General features: G+C 63.2%; 18 protein-coding genes and 1 tRNA gene. 13 read left to right on the top strand and 6 right to left on the bottom strand.

The genetic code is table 11. The features are described from left to right. Positions 1-4: 4 nt before the first annotated feature. The 10 genes from EP007_RS05730 (at position 5) to EP007_RS05685 (ending at position 10,297) form a co-directional block, all read left to right on the top strand. The gene (locus EP007_RS05730; protein WP_128478514.1) at positions 5-1,819 is read left to right on the top strand and encodes an SLC13 family permease; all 1,815 of its coding nucleotides are present in this window, start codon (positions 5-7) and stop codon (positions 1,817-1,819) included. A 54-nt stretch (positions 1,820-1,873) separates the two neighbouring features. Further along, a tRNA-Pro gene (locus EP007_RS05725) sits at positions 1,874-1,946 on the top strand. 394 nt (positions 1,947-2,340) lie between these two features. Then, entirely contained in the window at positions 2,341-2,661 is a 321-nt protein-coding gene (locus EP007_RS05720) for a hypothetical protein (protein WP_128476735.1), read from the top strand. Positions 2,662-2,917: 256 nt separating this feature from the next. After that, positions 2,918-6,586: an LAGLIDADG family homing endonuclease gene (locus tag EP007_RS05715; RefSeq protein ID WP_128476734.1), complete on the top strand. Its 3,669-nt coding sequence runs from the start codon at positions 2,918-2,920 to the stop codon at positions 6,584-6,586. Between the two features lies 1 nt (position 6,587). Next, entirely contained in the window at positions 6,588-6,866 is a 279-nt protein-coding gene (locus EP007_RS05710) for a DUF7854 family protein (RefSeq protein ID WP_128476733.1), read from the top strand. A gap of 168 nt (positions 6,867-7,034) precedes the next feature. Then, on the top strand, positions 7,035-7,664 hold the full coding sequence (locus EP007_RS05705; protein ID WP_243700451.1) for a DUF835 domain-containing protein: 630 nt from the start codon (positions 7,035-7,037) through the stop codon (positions 7,662-7,664). A 37-nt stretch (positions 7,665-7,701) separates the two neighbouring features. Then, the gene (locus EP007_RS05700) at positions 7,702-8,040 is read left to right on the top strand and encodes a DUF7855 family protein (protein ID WP_128476732.1); all 339 of its coding nucleotides are present in this window, start codon (positions 7,702-7,704) and stop codon (positions 8,038-8,040) included. Next, the gene (locus EP007_RS05695; protein WP_128476731.1) at positions 8,037-8,873 is read left to right on the top strand and encodes a DUF7856 family protein; all 837 of its coding nucleotides are present in this window, start codon (positions 8,037-8,039) and stop codon (positions 8,871-8,873) included. Before EP007_RS05700 ends, EP007_RS05695 begins: the two co-directional genes overlap by 4 nt. A 126-nt stretch (positions 8,874-8,999) precedes the next feature. Next, entirely contained in the window at positions 9,000-9,638 is a 639-nt protein-coding gene (locus tag EP007_RS05690; RefSeq protein ID WP_128476730.1) for a DUF7857 domain-containing protein, read from the top strand. Beyond that, positions 9,635-10,297 (top strand): AAA family ATPase, encoded by a 663-nt coding sequence (locus EP007_RS05685; RefSeq protein ID WP_128476729.1) that lies wholly within the window; start codon positions 9,635-9,637, stop codon positions 10,295-10,297. The genes EP007_RS05690 and EP007_RS05685 overlap by 4 nt, the downstream gene beginning before the upstream one ends. On the opposite strand, the gene EP007_RS05680 is transcribed toward EP007_RS05685, so the two are convergent. Beyond that, positions 10,286-11,161, bottom strand: coding sequence for a transcription initiation factor IIB (locus tag EP007_RS05680; RefSeq protein WP_128476728.1), 876 nt, complete (start codon positions 11,159-11,161; stop codon positions 10,286-10,288). The genes EP007_RS05685 and EP007_RS05680 overlap by 12 nt on opposite strands. 172 nt (positions 11,162-11,333) lie before the next feature. Between EP007_RS05680 and EP007_RS05675 the strand changes: the two genes are divergently transcribed. Next, positions 11,334-11,843, top strand: a complete 510-nt coding sequence (locus EP007_RS05675) for a DUF7858 family protein (protein WP_128478512.1) — start codon at positions 11,334-11,336, stop codon at positions 11,841-11,843. A gap of 224 nt (positions 11,844-12,067) precedes the next feature. On the opposite strand, the gene EP007_RS05670 is transcribed toward EP007_RS05675, so the two are convergent. Both EP007_RS05670 and EP007_RS05665 read right to left on the bottom strand, forming a co-directional pair. Beyond that, entirely contained in the window at positions 12,068-12,841 is a 774-nt protein-coding gene (locus EP007_RS05670; protein ID WP_128476727.1) for an AAA family ATPase, read from the bottom strand. A gap of 64 nt (positions 12,842-12,905) precedes the next feature. After that, a complete protein-coding gene (locus tag EP007_RS05665; RefSeq protein WP_128476726.1) occupies positions 12,906-13,337 on the bottom strand; it encodes an HIT family protein in 432 nt (143 codons plus the stop codon). Positions 13,338-13,570: 233 nt separating this feature from the next. Here EP007_RS05665 and ileS point away from each other — a divergent pair, with 233 nt between their 5' ends. Continuing rightward, a complete protein-coding gene (gene ileS, locus EP007_RS05660; RefSeq protein ID WP_128476725.1) occupies positions 13,571-16,768 on the top strand; it encodes an isoleucine--tRNA ligase in 3,198 nt (1,065 codons plus the stop codon). Positions 16,769-16,798: 30 nt separating this feature from the next. Here the strand turns inward: ileS and EP007_RS05655 are convergent, their stop codons facing one another. Further along, the gene (locus tag EP007_RS05655) at positions 16,799-17,203 is read right to left on the bottom strand and encodes a hypothetical protein (RefSeq protein ID WP_128476724.1); all 405 of its coding nucleotides are present in this window, start codon (positions 17,201-17,203) and stop codon (positions 16,799-16,801) included. 42 nt (positions 17,204-17,245) lie between these two features. Further along, on the bottom strand, positions 17,246-18,103 hold the full coding sequence (locus EP007_RS05650; protein ID WP_128476723.1) for a ribose-phosphate diphosphokinase: 858 nt from the start codon (positions 18,101-18,103) through the stop codon (positions 17,246-17,248). A 154-nt stretch (positions 18,104-18,257) separates the two neighbouring features. On the opposite strand from EP007_RS05650, the gene EP007_RS05645 reads away from it, so the two are divergent. Then, the gene (locus tag EP007_RS05645) at positions 18,258-19,376 is read left to right on the top strand and encodes a DNA cytosine methyltransferase (RefSeq protein ID WP_128476722.1); all 1,119 of its coding nucleotides are present in this window, start codon (positions 18,258-18,260) and stop codon (positions 19,374-19,376) included. On the opposite strand, the gene EP007_RS05640 is transcribed toward EP007_RS05645, so the two are convergent. Continuing rightward, the gene (locus EP007_RS05640; RefSeq protein WP_166035454.1) at positions 19,377-20,363 is read right to left on the bottom strand and encodes an XcyI family restriction endonuclease; all 987 of its coding nucleotides are present in this window, start codon (positions 20,361-20,363) and stop codon (positions 19,377-19,379) included. Positions 20,364-20,567 lie beyond the last annotated feature (204 nt).

The following is a 20,567-nucleotide window of genomic DNA, read 5'->3' as shown; positions in this document are numbered from 1 at the left end:
CGGCATCATCGTCGTGTTTCTCGTCATTCTCGTAGCGCTGGTGCTGTTTGCGACCGAACCGATTCCCATCGACATCACCGCCATCGGCATCATGGTGGCGCTGATGGTGCTGGAACCGTGGACGCAGGTCTCGCCCGCCGAGGGCGTCTCGGGGTTCGCCAGTTCCGCGACCGTCACCGTGCTGGCGATGTTCATCCTGAGTTACGGCGTCCAGCGAACCGGCGCGGTCCAGATTCTCGGGCGGAAGATAGCGGCGTTCACCAGAGACGACGAGACTCGGCAACTCGGCGCGACTATCGGCGTCGTCGGCTCTATCTCGGGGTTCATCAACAACACCGCGGCGGTCGCTATCTTGTTGCCGATGGTGACGGACCTCGCTCACGAGGGCAAGACCTCGCCGTCGAAACTCCTGTTGCCGCTCTCGTACGCCTCGATGTTCGGCGGCACGCTCACGCTCATCGGCACCTCGACCAACATCCTTGCAAGCGACCTCGCGGCGCGACTGGGTGCACAGAACCCCGATATCTTTCCCGAACTCCACGCCTTCTCGATGTTCGAGTTCACCGCGCTCGGCGTCCTCGTCTCGGTCGTCGGCACGGCGTATCTCATGACCGTCGGGCGGTGGCTCACCCCCGCGCGCATCCCGGTCCGCGAGGACCTCACGCAGGAGTTCGGATTGGAGGAGTATCTCACCGAAGTGACTGTCCCCGCCGACTCGCCGCTGGTCGGCGAGACCGTCGCGGACGCGCTCGCGGGCACCGAGTTCGACGTGGACCTCGTCCAACTCATCCGCGACGGCCAGACGTTCGTGGAACCGCTCGCCCCGAAGGAGATTCGGGCGGGCGACGTGTTCGCGCTTCGGACCGACCGCGAGACGCTCGTGAGCCTCATCGACACCGAGGGTCTTGAACTCCTGCCTGAGATATCCGTTGACGAGGATGAACTGGAGGGCGACGAGACCGGCCAGAGCCTCGTTGAAGTCGTCGTCGCGCCCCGGTCGTCGCTGTTCGGCGAGACGCTCGCCTCCGCCAACTTCCGGGACCGCTACGACGCCACGGTGTTGGCCCTGCGTCGCGGCCCGGAGTACATCCGCAAGCGCATGGATCACGCCGAGTTGCAGGTCGGCGACACGCTGCTGGTGCAGGCGACCCCCGATAGCATCTCGCGGCTGAACGCCAACCGCGACTTCATCGTCGCCCAAGAGATAGAGCGACCCGACTACCGCGAGTCGAAGATTTTGCTCGCCATCGGCATCGTCGCCGCTGTGGTCACGGTGGCGGCGCTCGGCGTACTCCCCATCATGGTCTCGGCGCTCGCGGGCGCGCTGGTGATGGTCCTGACGGGCGTCCTCAATCCGCCGGAGATTTACGACGCCGTGGAGTGGGACGTTATCTTCCTGCTGGCGGGCGTCATCCCGCTGGGCATCGCCATGGAGGAGACCGGCGCGGCCGACCTGATAGCCGACCTGCTCGTGCTGTCGGCCGACTTCTTCCCCCCTATCGCGGTGTTGGGGCTGTTCTACGTCGTTACCGCGGCGCTGACCAATATCGTCAGCAACAACGCCAGCGTCGTGCTGATGATTCCGGTCGCCGCCGAGGCCGCCCACCAACTCGACGCCAACGCCTTCGCGTTCGTGCTGGCGGTCACCTTCGCGGCCTCGACGGCGTTCATGACGCCGGTGGGCTATCAGACGAATCTCTTCGTCTACGGTCCCGGCGGCTACAAGTTCACCGACTACGTGCGGGTCGGTGCGCCCCTGCAACTCATCTTCGCCGTCGTCACGACCGTCGGCATTGAGGCGATTTGGAGCGTCGCGTGATTCGTGGCTCTAAACGAAACTCTTTACACGGACTGCCGCGCTAGTAGATGATGCGGGACCGTGGGGTAGCTTGGTATCCTTTCGGCCTTGGGTGCCGATAACCCCGGTTCGAATCCGGGCGGTCCCATCTAGTTTCTGTACGGTTCTGAGCTAGCGGATTCGGTGTAATTGGCGTCTGTATCGCTTATTTTCTCAGATTCGGGGTCCGGAGCCTGTTTTGTCAAGTGCGCGGCCCATCCAACTGCTGGACGGGGGTCGCTTCCGTCATGCCTTCTCTAATTGCTAACGGGGAAAGGGAAAATCAATTAGCGATTCAGTACTGACAGTCGTCCCTGCCGTAGTATCTTCTTCACGCTGGTTTTGATTACGCATATGATAATACTGACCACAGCTAACAACGATTTTGGTTGATTAAGCATATAATTGGATAAATAGAACCGCAATCATCAGTATCGAGGTTCGAAAGTGTAGTTTATTCACATCCTATTTAGTTTTAAACTTGGAATTGTAATAGGTCTAGTATGGCCTTTCAACGATTGAAATGGAAAGTAAGCACACTAGGCTTAATAGTTACTGGTCTGGTTGGTGCTATCTTAGCTTATGTACAAGTAAAGGCAGTTTTAGCGAGTGGATTGTTATTTCTTCTTGCTTGTGCAGGCGGACTTATGCTAATGGGAAGGCAAAAAGCCTACTCAGAAGTGTTACTTCTCGTTTCAACGCTGTCACTGATGGGTGCTATAGTTGGATATTTAAACAAAGGGCTGGTGTTGCTCACAATTGCATACTTTTTACTTTCGCTCGTTGGTCTCATTCGTGGAGCACAAGCATATCGAAGCACCTGATTATAGGTACATAATAGTTAAAATTTTAACAGAAAAATAAAAAGCTGGAAAAGTAACGTCGTTCACCACCATTACCAAAAATAAGTAAGATCTGCCTTATAAGTAATAGCATTGACCATTAGGTCGGTACCATGAACCAGCCGCCGCCGACCAACTCGCCGGTCGTTCTACTCCCGACGACGCCTCGCTATCGTCCACTTTCACTTTCAGTCCGTTTACGAAACTTCTTACAGGGTGAGGAACGAAGAGTGGTTGAATGGCTCGCGCGGAGAATACGGAGCTTATCGATAACTTCGAGCAGTTCTACCGGCGGTACTACAGCGACGAGATCGGCCGACTCGCGCAGAACTATCCGAACGAACAGCGCTCGCTCTCCATCGACTGGACCGAACTCTATCGCTACGACGCCGACCTCGCGGACGACTTCCTCTCGCAACCCGAACAGCTACGCGAGTACGCCGAGGAGGCGCTGCGTCTCTACGACCTCCCGGTGGACGTGAGCCTCGGGCAGGCCCACGTCCGCGTCGAGAATCTGGACACAATCACCGACATCCGGGAGATTCGCGCCCGGCACGTCAACACGATGGTCAGCGTGCAGGGTATCGTCCGGAAGGCGACGAACGTCCGACCGAAGATTCAGGAGGCCGCCTTCGAGTGTCAGCGCTGCGGGACACTGACCTACATCCCCCAGAGCGGCGGCGACTTTCAGGAACCCCACGAGTGTCAGGGCTGTGAGCGACAGGGACCGTTCCAGATCAACTTCGACCAGTCGGAGTTCGTGGACTCTCAGAAGATTCGGGTCCAAGAGAGTCCCGAGGGCCTGCGCGGCGGCGAGACGCCCCAGAGCCTCGACGTTCACATCGAGGACGACATCACCGGCGAGGTGACGCCGGGCGACCACGTCACGGTGACGGGCATCCTCCACCTCGAACAGCAGGGGAGCGGACAGGACAAGTCCGCCGTCTTCGACGTGTACATGGACGGCATCTCGGTGACCATCGAGGACGAGGAGTTCGAGGACATGGACATCACCGACGAGGACAAGAAAGAAATCGTCGAACTCTCGCAGGAAGCGGACATTTACGAGCAGATGGTCGATTCGATGGCTCCGGCCATCTACGGCTACGAAGAGGAGAAGTTGGCGATGATTCTCCAACTGTTCTCCGGCGTGACGAAGCACCTCCCGGACAAATCCCGGATTCGTGGCGACCTACATATGCTCTTAATCGGGGACCCCGGTACGGGGAAGTCGCAGATGATTTCGTACGTCCAGAACATCGCCCCGCGCTCGGTCTACACCTCCGGTAAGGGGTCATCGAGCGCCGGTCTCTGTGTGACGGGCGACACGATGATTCACACCGATGACGGACTCCGAGAAGTCCGAGATGTCGTTTCGAGCGAACTCCCCGAACCAGTCACCGACGAGACGGCGGTCGAGAAAGAGGTCGGTGTCCAGACGTTCGACCGCGAGGCCGGTCGCATGTCCGACGCAGCGTCCTCGCACGTCTGGCGAATGCCCGAGAAGCCGTGTCGCCGAATCGAGACGAGTTACGGAAAGGAACTCGAAGCGTCCGTCAACACGCCTGTGTTGACTTGCGGCGAGAACGGTATCGAGTGGACGGAGATTTCTGCGGTCGAGGCAGGTGATTACGTCGCCGTTCCCAAGTACGACGACCTCGACCGGACGGCAGTTTCAGTTCGGGCATTTTTAGAACTCACTACGGAAAAGCTACTGCTGGCCGACGATTCTATCGAGTTCCTTCGAGAATCGCTGCTGGACGAGTTCGGAACGCTCCGTGACGCCGCGGCCGACCTCGACCTCTCGGAGGACTTCATCTACTCGCATCTCAAGAACCGCCACGTCCCGCTCGAAAAACTGGATCGAATACTCGACGCGATTGGGGCGAGCAGAACCGACGTACAGTTCGAGCGGCTGATGATCCGACACGGGGACTCCATTACGGTTCCCGACCGATTCGACGCGGACCTGATGTACCTGCTCGGCCTCGTCTTCGGCGACGGTGACATCTCGCTCAATCGCCGGAACGGCAACCGCGGGATGGTCAGAATCTCGAACGGCGATGAAGACCTGCTGAAACGCGCCGCCGACATCTTCGCCGAGAAGTTCGACAAGCGACCAAAGATAGAGCGACAAGACGGCCGAGTTCCGTGCATCCGCGTCAGCAGTGCGACAATTGCGCGACTGTTCGCTAACGCCGGAATGGAGACGCCGAAGGCCGACCTCGCGCTCGCACCGGAACTCACGACGGCGGAACACGCTGATGCGTTCCTTAGAGGGTTGATGGACGCCGATGGGTCCGTGTCCGAACGCGACGACGGCGGGTCGAGCGTTCTTCTCTCGACTATTAGCGAAACGCTCGCCGACCAAATTCAACTCATGTTGGAGTCGTACGGCGTTCGTGCCCGGACCCGCGAGCGCGACCGACGCGGAACCTCCGAACTCGCCGACGGCCGGACTATCGAGTCCAAGCACGTCCAGCACTTCGTCGAACTGTACGGTGCCGACATCGACAGATACGCCGACGCTATCGGCTTCGAGTCTACCGAAAAGCAGCATGCGCTCGAACGAATCGTCGCGGACGAGCGCGGACAGGACGAGAAATTACCGGTCGGCGCTGCACTGGCCGTTCCCGACGGTGGCGTCGCTGGTGAGTACCACAACAACGTTCATCGAGGGGACCACCCGAGTCGCTCCCGAGTGCAGTCGATGCTCGAAGACATCGACCTCGGTTCGTCGGCCGACAGGGTCCGCGAAGTCGCCGACGCGACCCTTCGATGGGACGAGGTCGTCGCTACCGCCGATACCGGCGAGAAAGAAGTCTTCGACCTCACTGTTCCGGAGACGCACAACTTCGTCGGCAACGGAATCGTGACGCACAACACTGCCGCCGCCGTCCGCGACGACTTCGGCGACGGCCAGCAGTGGACGCTGGAGGCCGGTGCGCTCGTCCTTGCGGACAAGGGCATCGCGGCAGTGGACGAGTTGGACAAGATGGACCCCTCGGACCGCTCGGCGATGCACGAAGGTCTCGAACAGCAGAAGATTTCGGTCTCGAAGGCCGGAATCAACGCAACGCTCAAGTCTCGGTGTTCGCTGCTCGGCGCGGCCAACCCCAAGTACGGCCGGTTCGACCAGTACGAACCCATCGGCGAGCAGATAGACCTCGAACCCGCCTTGATATCGCGGTTCGACCTCATCTTCACCGTCACCGACCAACCCGACGAGGAACACGACAAGCGCCTCGCCGAACACATCATCCAGACCAACTACGCCGGGCAGTTGAACACCCAGCGCAACGAGATGAGCGCGCCCAACATCACCGAGGAAGAGGTTAACAGCCAGACCGAGGAGGTCGCTCCGGCCATCGACGCCGACCTCCTGCGGAAGTACATCGCCTACTCGAAGCGCAACTGCTTCCCGACGATGACCGAGGAGGCCAAGCGGACCATCGAGGACTTCTACGTGGACCTCCGGACGAAGGGGGCAGACGAGGACGCGCCCGTCCCGGTGACGGCCCGGAAACTGGAGGCGATGGTCCGTCTCGCGGAGGCCAGCGCGCGCGTCCGCCTCTCGGACGAGGTCGAAATCGAGGACGCCAAGCGCGCGGTGGACATCACTCGCTCGTGCCTACAGGACATCGGCGTGGACCCCGAGACCGGCCAGTTCGACGCCGACGTGGTCGAGACGGGCACCTCGAAGTCCCAGCGCGACCGCATCAAGAACCTCAAGCAACTCATCGCGGAAATCGAGGAGGACTACGACGAGGGCGCGCCGGTCGAGGAAGTGATGTCTCGCGCCGACGAAATCGGCATGGAGCAGTCGAAGGCCGAACACGAGATAGACAAACTGAAACAGAAAGGCGAGGTGTACGAACCCTCGACCGACCACTTGCGGACGACGTAGCATGGACCGAATCTCCGCGCTCCGGAACGTCGAGGAGGCGCTGGCCGACTTCGAGTCGGGTGAGACCGACCTCCGCGCGACCGAGCGCCGCGTCGTGAACGTTCTCCGGACCTACGCCACCGAGTTCGAAGACGAGGAGTTGTCGGTCTACCGCGCCTCGGGGACCGAGCAGGCCGACGGCGTCGTCGTCGTCGCGGAGTCGGAGGGGCAAGCCCGCGAGCGCGTGGCCGAGCGAGTTGACGGCGAGGCGTCGGGGTTCGAACTGTGCGAGGTACGTTGACGACAGCGAAGGCGGTCGTTCGACGGCGATAGGACAGTTCGACCGACGCTCTGGGAGAACGGAACTTATCTGCCCGGATTTTTAGATAGATAAATAAGCGAGGTTCCCGTAGTAGTAGTCGTTCGGACGTATCACCGGCTAGTCAAACAACACGCTAGGACACTACAGATGCGAAGCAAGGGTAACCACGAGAGCGAGTCACTTCACAGCGATATCGAGCAGGGGACCTGTGTGCTCTTACTGACGCCGTCGATTCACGCCGAGACCGACGAGACCTGCCACGACCTGCTCACGCTCCCGGACTCGCGTGGCGAGAACGTCCTGTGGGTCGCCTACACTCGCTCGCCCGACGCCTGCGTTCGTGACTGGTTGTCCCGCACCGACGAGCAACCTCGGAACGCGCGAATCGTCACCGTCGGGGAGACGACGCGCTCGGCCTCGACGGCGGCGGGCGGCGACGGCGGACCGTCGAACGACATCGTCGAACCGTTGTCGAACCCCGGTGACCTGACGGGTCTCGGTATCAAACTCAGCGAGATTCTACAGGAGTGGGGCGACAACGGCAACGAGACCGTCGCCTGCTTCGACTCGCTGACGGCCCTGCTCCAGTACGCCGACCTCCAGACGGTGTACAAGTTCCTTCACGTCCTGACTGGCCGATTTAACACCGCCGACGTGACCGCGCATTTCCACCTCGACCCCAACGCCTGCGACCAGCAGACAATAAGTACGCTCACCTCGCTGTTCGATACGGTGGTCGAACTCGAAGACGGCGAGAGGGTCGTTCGGAGCCGATAGGGTACTTTTAAATTGCGGAGTGGCGCAACCTACGCCCGTGCTACTGGTCGTGACGTACTCGCGGGCCGCGCGCCAGACGCTCCGAAACGTCTGTAACGGACACGAAGAGACCGTCGTCCAGCGGTTCGGCCGCGCCGCCCTGCTGGAGGCGACCGAACTCGGCGCGTTTCTCGCGCTCCGCCTCCGCGCGAAGCACGACGGTGACGTACAGGTCGAGCGCACCGCGCCGTTCAACGAGTTCGAGGACGCGCCCGAATCGGTCCGCGACGCCGCCGCGGCCTACGAGGACCGCGAGAACCCGAGTACGCCCTACGCCAAGTTCGCCGTCGGGACCGACCACCCCGACGCCGACGCAATGGGCGATAGCGAGCTATGAGGGTGCGCGTGGCCGGGGAGACCCTAACGGGCCGGGCCATCGACCTCCGAGGGCGCGATTGCACCGTCGCCGAGGTCACCGAGGCGATTCGGTGCGACGGGGCCGACGGTCCTGCCAGCACCGATTCGCCACCGAACGGTCTCACCATCGAGTGCCCGTCGCCCGGCCCGGCTCACGCCCACGTCGGCGCGATTCGCGCCGGGACGGACGTTTCGCTCCGTCCTGCGCTCGCCGCGGCAGCGCGCTCGCGGGACCACACCGCGCCGCAGGCCGACGAACTCGCGGCGGTCCGCGAGCGCCTCGACGCGCTGGACGTGTCGGCGGTGGACCTCCGCGAGGCCCGCCGCCGAGTCGCCGAGACGGGTGACGCCGCCGAGGAGTTGCGCGAGCGTGTCGCCACCGTCCGGGGCCGGGTGCAGGCGCTCCGCGAGGCGGACGCCGACCCTGCCGCCGCCGAGACCGAACTCGCCGAGGCGACCCGCCGCCTCTCGGAGGTCGAGACCGAGCGCATCGCCGCCGAACAGGCGCTGGCCCGCGCCCGCGAACGGGCGCGGGCCGACCGCGAGCGCCGCCGGGAGCGACTGAGACTCGAAGACCGCGAAGCGAATCTCCAGCGGAGCGTCCGCGAGACGTTGGCCGACGCGGTCCGCGGCGCGTTCGAGGACGCTCGCGGGGAAGTTCCGGAGGGTGTCGCGCCGTCAGTTTCGACGGCGCTCGCCGTCGCCCGCGCGGCCGACCTCGACGCGCCCGTCGCGGTCGCTCGGGGTGCCGACTCGTTCGGCGGCGTCGAGGCGGTTTCGCAGTGGCTGGACGAACCTGTGGTTAGGGTTTGACTAACTATAGAGTTTTTTTAGCAATACGAATATTTCTCAAAAGTGGACGCTTCGTTCTCCACCGGCAGACTCTCGACCCGTCAACCGCGTCCACCTTTATCACCGAGGACGTGACGAACCTCGGCCATGCTCGAACTCGATTGGCAGGTCGAACGCCAAGCGGGCGTCGCGCTCGTGGAACTCGTCGTCAGGAACCCGACCGACGCGGCCCGTCGGGTCCGGGTCGGAAATCGCCTCTCCGGCCCGGTCCGGCCGCCGCGCCGCGAGGGCGTCCCCGCGGCCGGGTGGGACGACGGGGGTTTCGAGGGCGTCGTCCCACCTCGTGAGTGTCGCGCGCTCGGGTACGCGAGTCCCGTCGCCGACGGCGACTCCACCACGGAACCCCCGGCGACACTCGTCTGGAGCGAGCGCGCCGGGGCGTCAGCGTCCGAGACCCACCCCGACGCGTTCGCCGACGAGGCGACGCCCGAGGGCGTCGTCCGGGCGCTCGGCGACCCGCGGCCGCCCGCCGACGCGGTTCCCGCGCCGGACGACGCTCCCGAACCCGACGCGCCGGTCCCCGAATCCGTCGAATCGTGGCTCTCGGCCGTCGAGGAGCGAGCGCGGAGCGCCGACGACGGGACCGAATCGCTCGCCCCGACGCCCGAAGACCGTGCCGCGCTCGAACGAGTCGAGAGTCGAATCGAGGCGCTTCGGAGTGGCGACCGAAGCGAGCGCCCGCGAGGCGACGACCGGACCGACCGCCGGGGACGGAGGTCGCCGTGATTCTGGCCATCGCAGGCGGGAAAGGCGGCGTCGGCAAGTCCACCGTCGCGTTCGAACTCGGCGCGCAGTTCGACGCCGTGGTCGTGGACGCCGACCTCGCCATGGCGGACCTCGCGGCCCGGCGCGGTCCGGACCTCCACGACGTGCTTGCCGGACGGGCCGACCCTCTCGAAGCAGTCTGCGAGAACGGTCCGGTCCGACTGCTCCCGTGCGGGCGCACTCTCGCCGGAGCGCGCGCGGGCGACGTGACCCGACTCGCCGGGGCGGTCCGAGCGGTCGAAGACGCCTATGGCGCGGTGGTCGTCGATTGCCCCGCGGGGCTATCCGCCGACGCGGGAATGCCCTTGTTGGCGGCCGACGCAGTCGTCCTCGTCACCGTACCGCAGGAGTTCGCGCTGGCCGACGCGCTCCGGACTCGCGCGCTCGCCCGCGAACTCGACGCGGGACTGGCCGCGGTCGCACTCAATCGGACCGGCGAGAGTCCACCGACCGAACGGGTCCGGCGGGCGCTCGGCGCGCCGGTCGTGGCGATTCCCGACGACGAACGAGTCGGGCGCGCGCGGCGCAACGGGTCGCCGGTGGCGGAACTCGCGCCCGGAAGCGACCCCGCCGGGCGATTCGCGGAGTTGGCAGAAACAGTCGCCGGGTCAGTCCTGTAGGTCCTTGTACGCCGAGCGGAGCGTCACTGCCGTCACGTCGGCGACTTCGGCGGCCTCCTTCTGGGTCATCCGGTGGCGCGTTTCCCGCGCCGCGGCGTACAGGCACGCCGCGGCGAATCCGCCGGGGTTGCGCCCCGAGACGAGATTCTCGTCGTGGCCCTTCTCGACCAGTTGGGCCGCCTCGCGCTCGATTTCTGTGGGAAGGTCGAGTCTACTGGCGAACCGCGGCAGATACTCCGTCGGGTCGATGGGACCAGTCGGCAGGCCGAGGTCGGTGTTCATCGCGTCGTAAGCGGTTTTGAGTTCGCTCCGGGTCGCTCGCGCCACGTCCAGTACCTCGTCCAGCGTGCGCGAGACCGACGTCGTCCGGCAGGTCGCGTACACCGCCGCGGCGGTGAACCCCTCCAGCGACCGACCGCGGAGCAGGTCCTCGGACTGGGCCGACTCGAACAGCACGCAGGCGCGGTCCCGAACGTTCTTCGAGAGGTCGAGCGAACTCACCAGTCGCCGAATCTCGGTGAAGGCGTACACCTGATTGCGCTCGGTCTTCGAGCCGATTTTCGCTCTGTCGTGGTGTTTGCGCATCCGGGCGACGCGCCGCCGCTTGCGCCCCGTCAGTCGCAGGTCGCCGTCGTGGCCGATTTCGGTTGTCAGACCGCGGTCGTGGCGCGACCGGGTGAGGGGCGCGCCGGTGCGCTCTTTCTGCGTGTCGTCGTCCGCGAACGACCGCCACTCCGGGCCGCGGTCGATTCGGTCCTCCGAGACGACGAGGCCGCAGTCGTCACAGATAGTCTCGCCGCCGTCGGGTGTCAGTCGGCCGTCGCACTCCGGACAGGTCCGGGAAGGTGGGTGTGCTTTGCTCATCACAGTCGAAACTTCGCCCGAAATCCTATTTAAAGGAAGGTCGATGTGGGTGGAAACGCCCGACGCGAGCGGCAAGAGCCTACCGGTAACTGGTAGGCTCTTCGACCGCCACGGTTATCAGATTCGATACCTGTCGCCGAGATTTAAGTCGGTGAGGAGACAACCCTCGGACGTGACGCTCTCGGACATCGCGGACGGACTGGAAGTCACCACCGAGCAACGCGACCGCGGCGTCGCGTCGGTGGACGCCACGGAAGACTCACTCCGGGAGCGACTCGCCGAGTTCGCCGACGACCTGCCCTGCGATGCGACCTCCGCGGCCGAAATTGTCGAGTCTCACACTGCTGGCACGTCGGTCGGTGACGCCGCCCACGAGGCGGGCGTTGCACCGATTACGGCGGCGAAGACGCTCTACCTTCTCGGATGCGAGGGCATCTCACCGTTGACGCCCCGCGCCCACGAGATTCTGCGCGACTGGCTGGCGGCCGACCTCTCACGGACCGAGGCCCGCGAACTCGCGGGCGCGTCGGAGACGGAGTTCGCGCTGGCGACGTTCGTCGAGACCCACGAACCGCTCGACGGGGTTCGGGGGGTCGTGGAGGGTACGATGGAAGCGACCGGAACGTCGGACAACCGGGAGGCACTGGCAGAGACGATGAGCGACGTTGGAGGCTTGCTATGAAGGGTAGCCTAAATCGGTCGTGACGGACGCGCTCGCGGAAGCAAGAAGTAATGCGGCGGGGATGGTTTGTGGACGATACGACTCGCAGTCACGGTCTCGGGAGACACTTGTGGCGTCCGCAGTCGAATAGCGTAATGGGGATCATTCGTTTCACCTCCAATAGAAGTGTATTATCTCCTGTTACTAATATTCTTCTGTTATAGTAATTGAATTTATTGGTGGCACTACTGCGAGAGCGCGTCGGGAACGAACTCTCCGACTTCGAAGTCGAACAGTCCGGGGTCCTCGAACGTCAGTTCCAGTTCGGCGTCGAAGATGACCTCCGCGGCGTTCGCCACCGCGGGCGCGAGAGTAGCTTCCGGGTCGGGCGCGCTGGCGGGCGCGCCCTCGACGCCCGAGGCGTCGCTCACCGGCACCGCAGCGTCGGCACTCCGGAGCGGATGTTCGGGGTCGGCGCGGTTGGCGACCACGGCGTCCACGCTCGCGCCAACGTCCGCGACTCGCCCGCGGGTGCGCTGGACCGCGTCCACGCCGCGCTCACTCGCGGGCGCGACGACCGTGACGCGGTCGGCGCTCGTCACCGCAGCGACGGCCTGATTCGCGGCGACGGGGGGCGCGTCTACGAGTACGTGGTCGAACCTCTCGGCGGCTTCGGCGAGCAACGCCGAAAACCGCTGTGCGGCGTCGGCGGTCTTCGCGCGGGCCAGTCGCTCGAACGGACCGCGGGCCGGACAGAGTTCGAGTCGGCCCGCGAGGTCGGCGGTCGCGGGATGTTCGCGCAGGCCCTCGGCGAGCGGTCGGTCCTCGGTGAGCAGGGTCGTCACGTCGGGGTCGATGCGGCCCGAGAGGTGACGCGCCAACCCCTCCGTGGCGAAGGCGGCGTCGAGGACGGCGACCTCGCGGCCGTCGCGCGCGAGGGTCGCACCGAGTTCGACGGCGAGTCGAGTCGTGCCAGCGCCGCCGGTCGCGCCGACGAGCGCGGCAGTCGAGTGTGTCATTAGTCCGGGATTGCTTCGTTTCGATATAAAAGGGTACGCTTGGTCGGTCCGGCGGCAGGGTCGCTCAGTCGCGCTGGGTGTGGATGTCCTCGGCGATGTCGTCCAGTTCCGCGTCGGTGAGGTCCGGGCGCTGGCCCGCCACGGCATGGATGGGGTTGCCGCCGTCGCCGTCGAACCGCGGGATGATGTGGCCGTGGACGTGCGGGACCTCCTGTCCGGCGGCCTCGCCGTTGTTGAACGCGACGTTGGTGCCGTCGGCGTCCACGGCGTGTTCGACCGCAGTGTTTAGGCGGTGGAGCGCGCCGAAGACGTGGGCGGCCACGTCCTCGGGGGTGTCTTCGAGCGTCTCGTAGTGGTTCTTCGGGATGACGAGCGTGTGACCCGGTGAGAGGGGGTTCGCGTCGAGGAACGCCATCGCGGTGTCGTCCTCGAAGACTTTGCGACTCGGGATGTCGCCAGCGACGATTTGGCAAAAGATGCAGTCGTCTTGACTCATGGGTGTCTGGGCTTTCGAGGGCGCGGGGTATCAATTTTGAGGCTTCTCTACCGCTTCGAGCGGTCCGGAGACGGTCACGACGACCGCACGAAGGATTCTGTTTCTTCGTCGTGTGCGCGAGCGCGGTCCTCCACGTCCTCCAGCGTCTCGGTGTCGAGGAGTCGCCTCTCGCCGGAGACAGACCCAACTGCACAACCGAACCCGATTTAACTCAGTAGAAGCACAGGACAGGTATGAGCAGGTTCGAGGAGGTAGACGACCAGTACGAACCCGGCGAGGTCGAAGACCGGGTGTTCGACTACTGGGACGAGGTTGACGCCTACGAGAAGACCAAGGAGCATCGCGCCGACGCCGAGACGTTCTTTTTCGTTGACGGCCCGCCCTACACTTCCGGCGCGGCCCACATGGGGACGACGTGGAACAAGACCCTGAAGGACGCCTACATCCGCTATCTCCGGATGCAAGGCTACGACGTGACCGACCGGCCGGGCTACGACATGCACGGCCTGCCCATCGAGACGAAGGTCGAGGAGCAGTTGGGCTTCGAGAATAAGAAGGACATCGAGGAGTTCGGCGAGGAGAACTTCATCGACGAGTGCAAGGAGTTCGCCGAGGACCAACTCCACGGCCTGCAGGAGGACTTCAAATCCTTCGGCGTCTGGATGGACTGGGACAACCCGTACAAGACGGTCAACCCCGAGTACATGGAGGCGGCGTGGTGGGGCTTCGAGCAGGCCCACCAGAAGGGTCTCGTCGAGCAGGGCCAGCGTTCTATCTCTCAGTGCCCGCGCTGTGAGACCGCCATCGCCAACAACGAGGTCGAGTACGAGGACGTAGAAGACCCCTCCATCTACGTCAAGTTCCCCCTGCGCGATCGAGAGGGCTATCTCGTCATCTGGACCACCACGCCGTGGACCATCCCCGCAAACACCTTCGTCGCGGTGGACGGCGACGTGACGTACCAACAGGTGCGCGCCGAAAAGGACGGGGCGGAGGAAGTCCTCTACCTTGCGGACGGATGCGTCGAGTCGGTCCTGAAGAAGGGCCGCTACGACGACTACGAAATCGAAGGCGAGGTGACGGGCGAGGAGATGGTCGGATGGGAGTACGACCATCCCCTCCACGAGGAGGTCCCCGACCACGCCGAAGGAGACGACGCCCTGCAGGTCTACACCGCCGACTACGTGGAAGTGGACCGCACCGGTCTGGTCCACTCCGCGCCCGGCCACGGTGAAGAGGACTTCGAGCGCGGCCGCGAACTCGGTCTCGGTATCTTCTGTCCGGTCGAGGGCGACGGCGTCTACGACGACTCGGCGGGCAAGTACGCCGGACAGTACGTCAAGGACGCAGACGACGAAATCATCGCCGACCTCGAAGATGCGGGGCTGATGCTCTCGTCGGGGACCACCACGCACAGCTACGGCCACTGTTGGCGCTGTGACACGGGTATCCTCCAAATCGTCACCGACCAGTGGTTCATCACGATTACCGACGTGAAAGACCAACTCCTCGATAACATCGAGGACAGCGAGTGGCACCCCGACTGGGCGCGAGACAACCGCTTCCGGGACTTCGTGGAGGACGCGCCCGACTGGAACGTCTCCCGCCAGCGCTACTGGGGCATCCCCATCCCGATTTGGACTCCCGAAGATTGGGACGGAAGCATGGAGAACGTCGTCGTCGTCGGCACCCGCGAAGAACTCGCCGAGAAGGTAGACCAAGACATCGACCCCGACGACGTGGACCTCCACAAGGGCACCGTGGACGACCTTACAATCACCGAGGACGGCACGACCTACACCCGCGTCGGCGACGTGTTCGACGTGTGGCTCGACTCCTCGGTCGCCTCGTGGGGCACCCTCGATTACCCCGAGAAGGACGAGGAGTTCGAGGAACTGTGGCCCGCCGACCTCATCATGGAGGCCCACGACCAGACCCGCGGGTGGTTCTGGTCGCAACTCGGCATGGGGACCGCCGCGGTCGGCGAGATTCCCTACGACGAGGTGCTGATGCACGGCTACGCCAACATGCCCGACGGCCGCGGCATGTCCAAGTCCAAGGGCATCCTCGTGGACCCCAACGAGGTCATTGAGGAGTACGGCACCGACCCGATGCGGATGTTCCTGCTCTCGTCGAACCCGCAGGGCGAGGACATGCGTTTCTCGTACGACGAGACGAGCGAGATGCAGCGGGACCTCAACATCCTCTGGAACGTCTTCCGGTTCCCGCTTCCCTACATGCGACTGGACGACTTCGACCCGAACGAGACCACGCTCGACGATGTGGACGACGACCTCGAACTCGTTGACGAGTGGGTCCTCGCACGCCTCCAGTCGGTCGTCGCCGAGATGTCCGACCACTGGGAGGACTACCGGCAGGACAAGGCACTCGACGTACTCCTGAACTTCGTGGTCGAGGACGTGTCGCGGTTCTACATTCAGGTCGTCCGCGAGCGCATGTGGGAGGAAGACGACAGCTCCTCCAAGCTGGCGGCCTACGCCACGTTCTACGAGGTGCTGACCACGGTCGTCGCCCTGCTGGCACCCTACGCGCCGTTCGTCACGGAGACCATCTACGGCACGCTCACGGGCGAGGAGGGCCACGAGACGGTCCACATGCTCGACTGGCCCGAGGTTGACGAATACTGGCAGGACGCCCAACTGGAGACCGACGTGACGCTTCTGCGCGCCATCGAGGAGGCGGGGTCGAACGCCCGCCAGCAGGCCGAGCGAAAGCTTCGCTGGCCCATCACGCGCATCGTCGTCACCGCCGACGACGAGCGCACGGTCGAGGCCGTCGAGCGCCACCGCGACCTGCTGGCCGACCGACTCAACGCCCGCGAAATCGAACTCGTCGCGCCCGGCGAGGACTGGGGCGAACTCCACTACAGCGCCGAGGCCGACATGAGCCTCCTCGGACCGGAGTTCGGCGACGACGCGGGACGAGTCATGCAGGCGCTCAACGACGCCCGCGTGGCCGACCCGACCCTCTCGGCGCTCGAAACCGCGGTCGAGGACGACCTCGGCGAGGACGTGTCCCTGACCGACGAGATGGTCGAGTTCGTCACGCAGACGCCCGAAGGAGTCACCGGCGTCGGCTACGACACCGACGACGACCAGCGCGGCGTCGTCTACGTGGACACCGAACTCACCGAGGACATCGAGAGCGAGGGGTACGCCCGCGAGGTCATCCGCCGAGTCCAAGAGATGCGCAAGGAGATGGACCTCGACATCGAGGAGCGCATCCGCCTCGAACTCGACGTGGCCGACGAGCGCGTGGCCGACCTCGTTGACGAACACATGAACCTCGTGAAAGAGGAAGTCCGCGCCGACGAGGTGGGGTCCGTCGAGGACGGCCACCGCAAGGAGTGGGAAGTCGAAGGCGTCACGATGATGATTGCGGTGGCGGCGTTGGCGGAAGCGGAGGCGTAGAACGTAGCAGTACCGATCTGTAGCGGCCTACTATCGCCGCACGGCCGCTTTCGCTCTGTCGTAGCCGTCGCGGTAGACCAGCCAGTACGCCGTCAAGTAGGCGACCCCGACGAGCGCGATACCGGCCGGGCTTCCGATCGGTGAGGGATTCCCGAGATCCAACAGCGATTCGGCGACCGGTACGACGAGGCCGAGACACATCTCGACGGCCGTAAGCGCGAACACGAACGACCCGAGGTCGCCGATGTCACCGCCACGCCGACGATAGAACGGTCCGGCGACGAGCGCACAGAGAACGACGATAGCGAGGAACGTACGTAGCGACTCCTCGCCGACTTTGTCAAGCGCGTCGAACACCGCGAGACCGGGAAACGAGACCAACACGACGCCGAGCGCCGCGAGTCCGTCGTCAAGGAGGGAGCCGAAGTCGGCCATGCGAATCGACTGGCTACGAGGAGAATATCCTTTTCGAAACGGTTACAGTTCTTCCACAATCGCGGACGCCACCGAAACCTCGCTCACCGGCCGCTCGATGGTATCCGTCCCGTAAATCGCTTCGACGCCCGCCTTCGAGAGCTTCGTGTACGCGTCGGCGGCCAGCATCGGGTGGACGCAGGTGACGAACACCCGCGAAGCGCCTTTCTTGTTCAGGATTTCGACCGCACCGGACATCGTTGATCCGGTGGCGATGATGTCGTCGGTCACGACCACGTCCCGGCCCGACACGTCGGTGTCGCTCGGGGTCAATTCGACCTCGCTCCCGGAGTGGCGCACTTTCTCGAAGTAGTCGGTCTCGCCCGCGCCGTAGGTCTCCCGGACCGTCGCGGCGATGTCCAGCGCGCCCTCGTCGGGCGAGAGGAAGACCGGCTCTGCGAGGTCGTCGGGGAGCGGGTCGGCGAGTTGCCCCGCGGCGTCCACCGGTTCGGCGGGCACGTCGAAGAAGTCACAGACCGCCTCCTCGTGGGGGTTGACCGTCAACACGCGGTCGGTGCCCGACGAGATGGCGCGGGCGACGGCGCGGGCCGAGACGGGGTGGCCCGCCTCGAACGCCGCGTCCTGCCGGGCGTAGCCCATGTACGGCAGGACGGTGACGACCTCTCGGGCACCCCACTCGCGGGCGGCGTCCTGCAACTGGAGCAGTTCGACGTGGGCGTCCGAGGAGACCGTCGAAGCGACGACGACCGCGCGGTCGTCGTCACTCTCGGCGAATCCGGGCGCGCCCGCCAGCAGTTCGCCGTCGGGGAATCGCTCGTACTCGACGCTCGCCAGAGGTTCGTCCAGTGCGGCCGCGAGTTCGGCCGCAAGGGCTTGGGACGCTGACCCGCTGATAATCATGTGCGAGGGGTGTACGTCGGCGGGTAAATCGGTTTTCAATTGAATACAGACCATCGACTTAGGATAACACGGACTGGGTTTTCGCTTCAGTAGTATCGAGAAGAGCTGCTGGAACACCAGATATTAAACGAATGGGTGGACTATTTCCTCTCAGATGCCAAACGAAGAATCGGTTTCTGAACCCCTTCTGTATGCTGATCTCTTCTGTGGTTGCGGCGGAATGAGTTTGGGATTCGAACAAACAGGGTTCGAGTGTGTCGGTGCAATCGACAAGAATGAACACGCGGTTGCGACCTACGCTTCGAATATCGGAACAACCCCGTTACAGGGCGATGTTACTAACTACTCCGCAGACGAGTTGCTTGACAAATTCGGTATCGAACGCGGCGAACTGGACGTTCTGATCGCGTGCGCTCCGTGTCAAGGATTCAGCCAGCATCAGAACAAACACGACTTCGACCACGACGAGCGAAACACGCTGGTCTCCTTTAGTGCGGAACTGGCCGTGGAGATACAACCCGAGTTTTTCGTCATCGAAAATGTTCCAGAACTCGTACGAGGGTCTAAAGAGAAGTACTGGGCACGAACATACGAGATATTGAAACAAGCCGGGTACTTAGTTGAACACGATATTCTCAATGCGGCGGATTTCGGCGTTCCGCAACGTCGGAAGCGAGCGATTATCGTCGCTCGGCGTGATGGTCGGTTAGTCGAACTTCCGGACGCTTGTACCGAGGAGCCCCGAACTGTTCGGGACGCTATCGGTGATTTGCCGGCGGTCGAAGCCGGAGAGACCCACGACACGGATTCGATGCATCAGGCTCCGAACCACACAAGTAGAATCGTGACTATGCTCAACCACATTCCGAACGACGGTGGGTCGTGGATGGACATTCCCGAACCACATCAAGACGAATTCTGGCTCGACTCGATGAAAAAGCGGGCCAAGAAGGGAGATACGGGGTCGTTTTGCGATACGTACGGCCGGATGCACTGGGACCGACCGGCGGGGACGATAACTCGGAAGTCCAGTACCCCGTCTTGCGGTCGGTACGTCCATCCCGAACAGAATCGAAATATCACGGTACGAGAGGCGGCACGTTTGCAGTCGTTCCCGGATAGTTGGATATTCGAGGGGCCGTTTATCAGCTGGTACGAGCAAAACGGGAATGCGGTCCCGCCGAAACTCGGGGAAGCCATCGCCGAAAAGATACGTGAACTCCGTCCGATTACGGACAAAGGCGCGAGACAGATGACGTTCGACGCGCTCTAATTATGCCTGTGGTGGCGTGAGGTCGTCCACTTGATAGCCGAGTGCGTCTCGGACGTAGGCCCCGAAGAAGTCTCGGTGGGACTCGTCGGCGAGTATCTTGTTGATATTGAATGGTACGTCGAGAAGGTCCTGTTCTACCAGATATCGCACCCCAACGTCTTCGGTATCGTGGCCGCGTTCGCCTTCGACCATCCGACGGGTGAAGACCGGTTGAAGGAGTATCCGTTTCGCCGACGGGTTGTTCTGTTTGAAACCTTCCAACTTACTTCGGACGTTCGGTAGCCAGCCTTCCCATTGGTTGCTCTTGTCCTTTCGGTCCTTGATTTCGCCGTAGCCGACGATATCGGTCGTGGTCGAGACGACTAAATCTGGCTCTGTCGCGTCTACGTTGACTGTCCCTTTCCCAGTCTCGATCTCCCGAACGTCGTACGCACCGGATACGTCGGAGAGGACGTATTCGTCACCGAGCTTCGAAGCTGGAATCCGCTCAAACTCGTCGTCCGAACCCTCCTTTATTACGAAGGAATCGAGACAGTCGTGCTCAGAAAAGTCCTCTATCAGTACCGAAGCGACGTTGACAACCGCCTTTCGACCGCCGGCGTTTCGAGACGACCCTTCGATAGCCGCTCCCTCTGTGAGGAGGGCACTAACCAGAGCCTTCCGCTTGGGGTCCTTGTCTGTAAGTCCCGACGCCCACGTACTGATGAGCGAATTGAAATACTGACACAGCCGATTCAACTCCGAGTTCTCGCCTAATGTCATCGAATTTGAACGACGAAGCGACCGAACTGCTCCGCGGACGCTCTTCATATCGCCGAGTCGGTTTTCTGACATCCCCGCGAGGGATCGATAGTAATCGAGGAGATCCGGATTCTCGGCTAGAACGGTCGGATGGGCGAAGAAGCGATGGAGATGTTCGACACCGACGCCCTTATCCGAAAGTGTCCGTCGTGCTTGGTCGGACACGCCGAGGTCGTTCCAGTCCAAAGTGCAACTGTCGAGCGTGGTCGCGCGTTCGTGCTTTTCGAGGAGTCCCCGACGGTCGAGTTGCGACTCCCGGTACGAAATCTTCCAGCGCGACTCCTGTACGAGGTGGTCTTCGATGTCCTCCTCGTTGACGATGCTCTGTAAATACGCGTTGAGAGTAGCGTTCTCCCAGATCGAATACATGCCCCCATTTCGTCCCGAATT

This window comes from Halorussus pelagicus, from assembly GCF_004087835.1.
Classification (GTDB): Archaea; Halobacteriota; Halobacteria; order Halobacteriales; family Haladaptataceae; genus Halorussus; species Halorussus pelagicus.
This window is presented reverse-complemented; position numbering and strand designations above follow the sequence as displayed.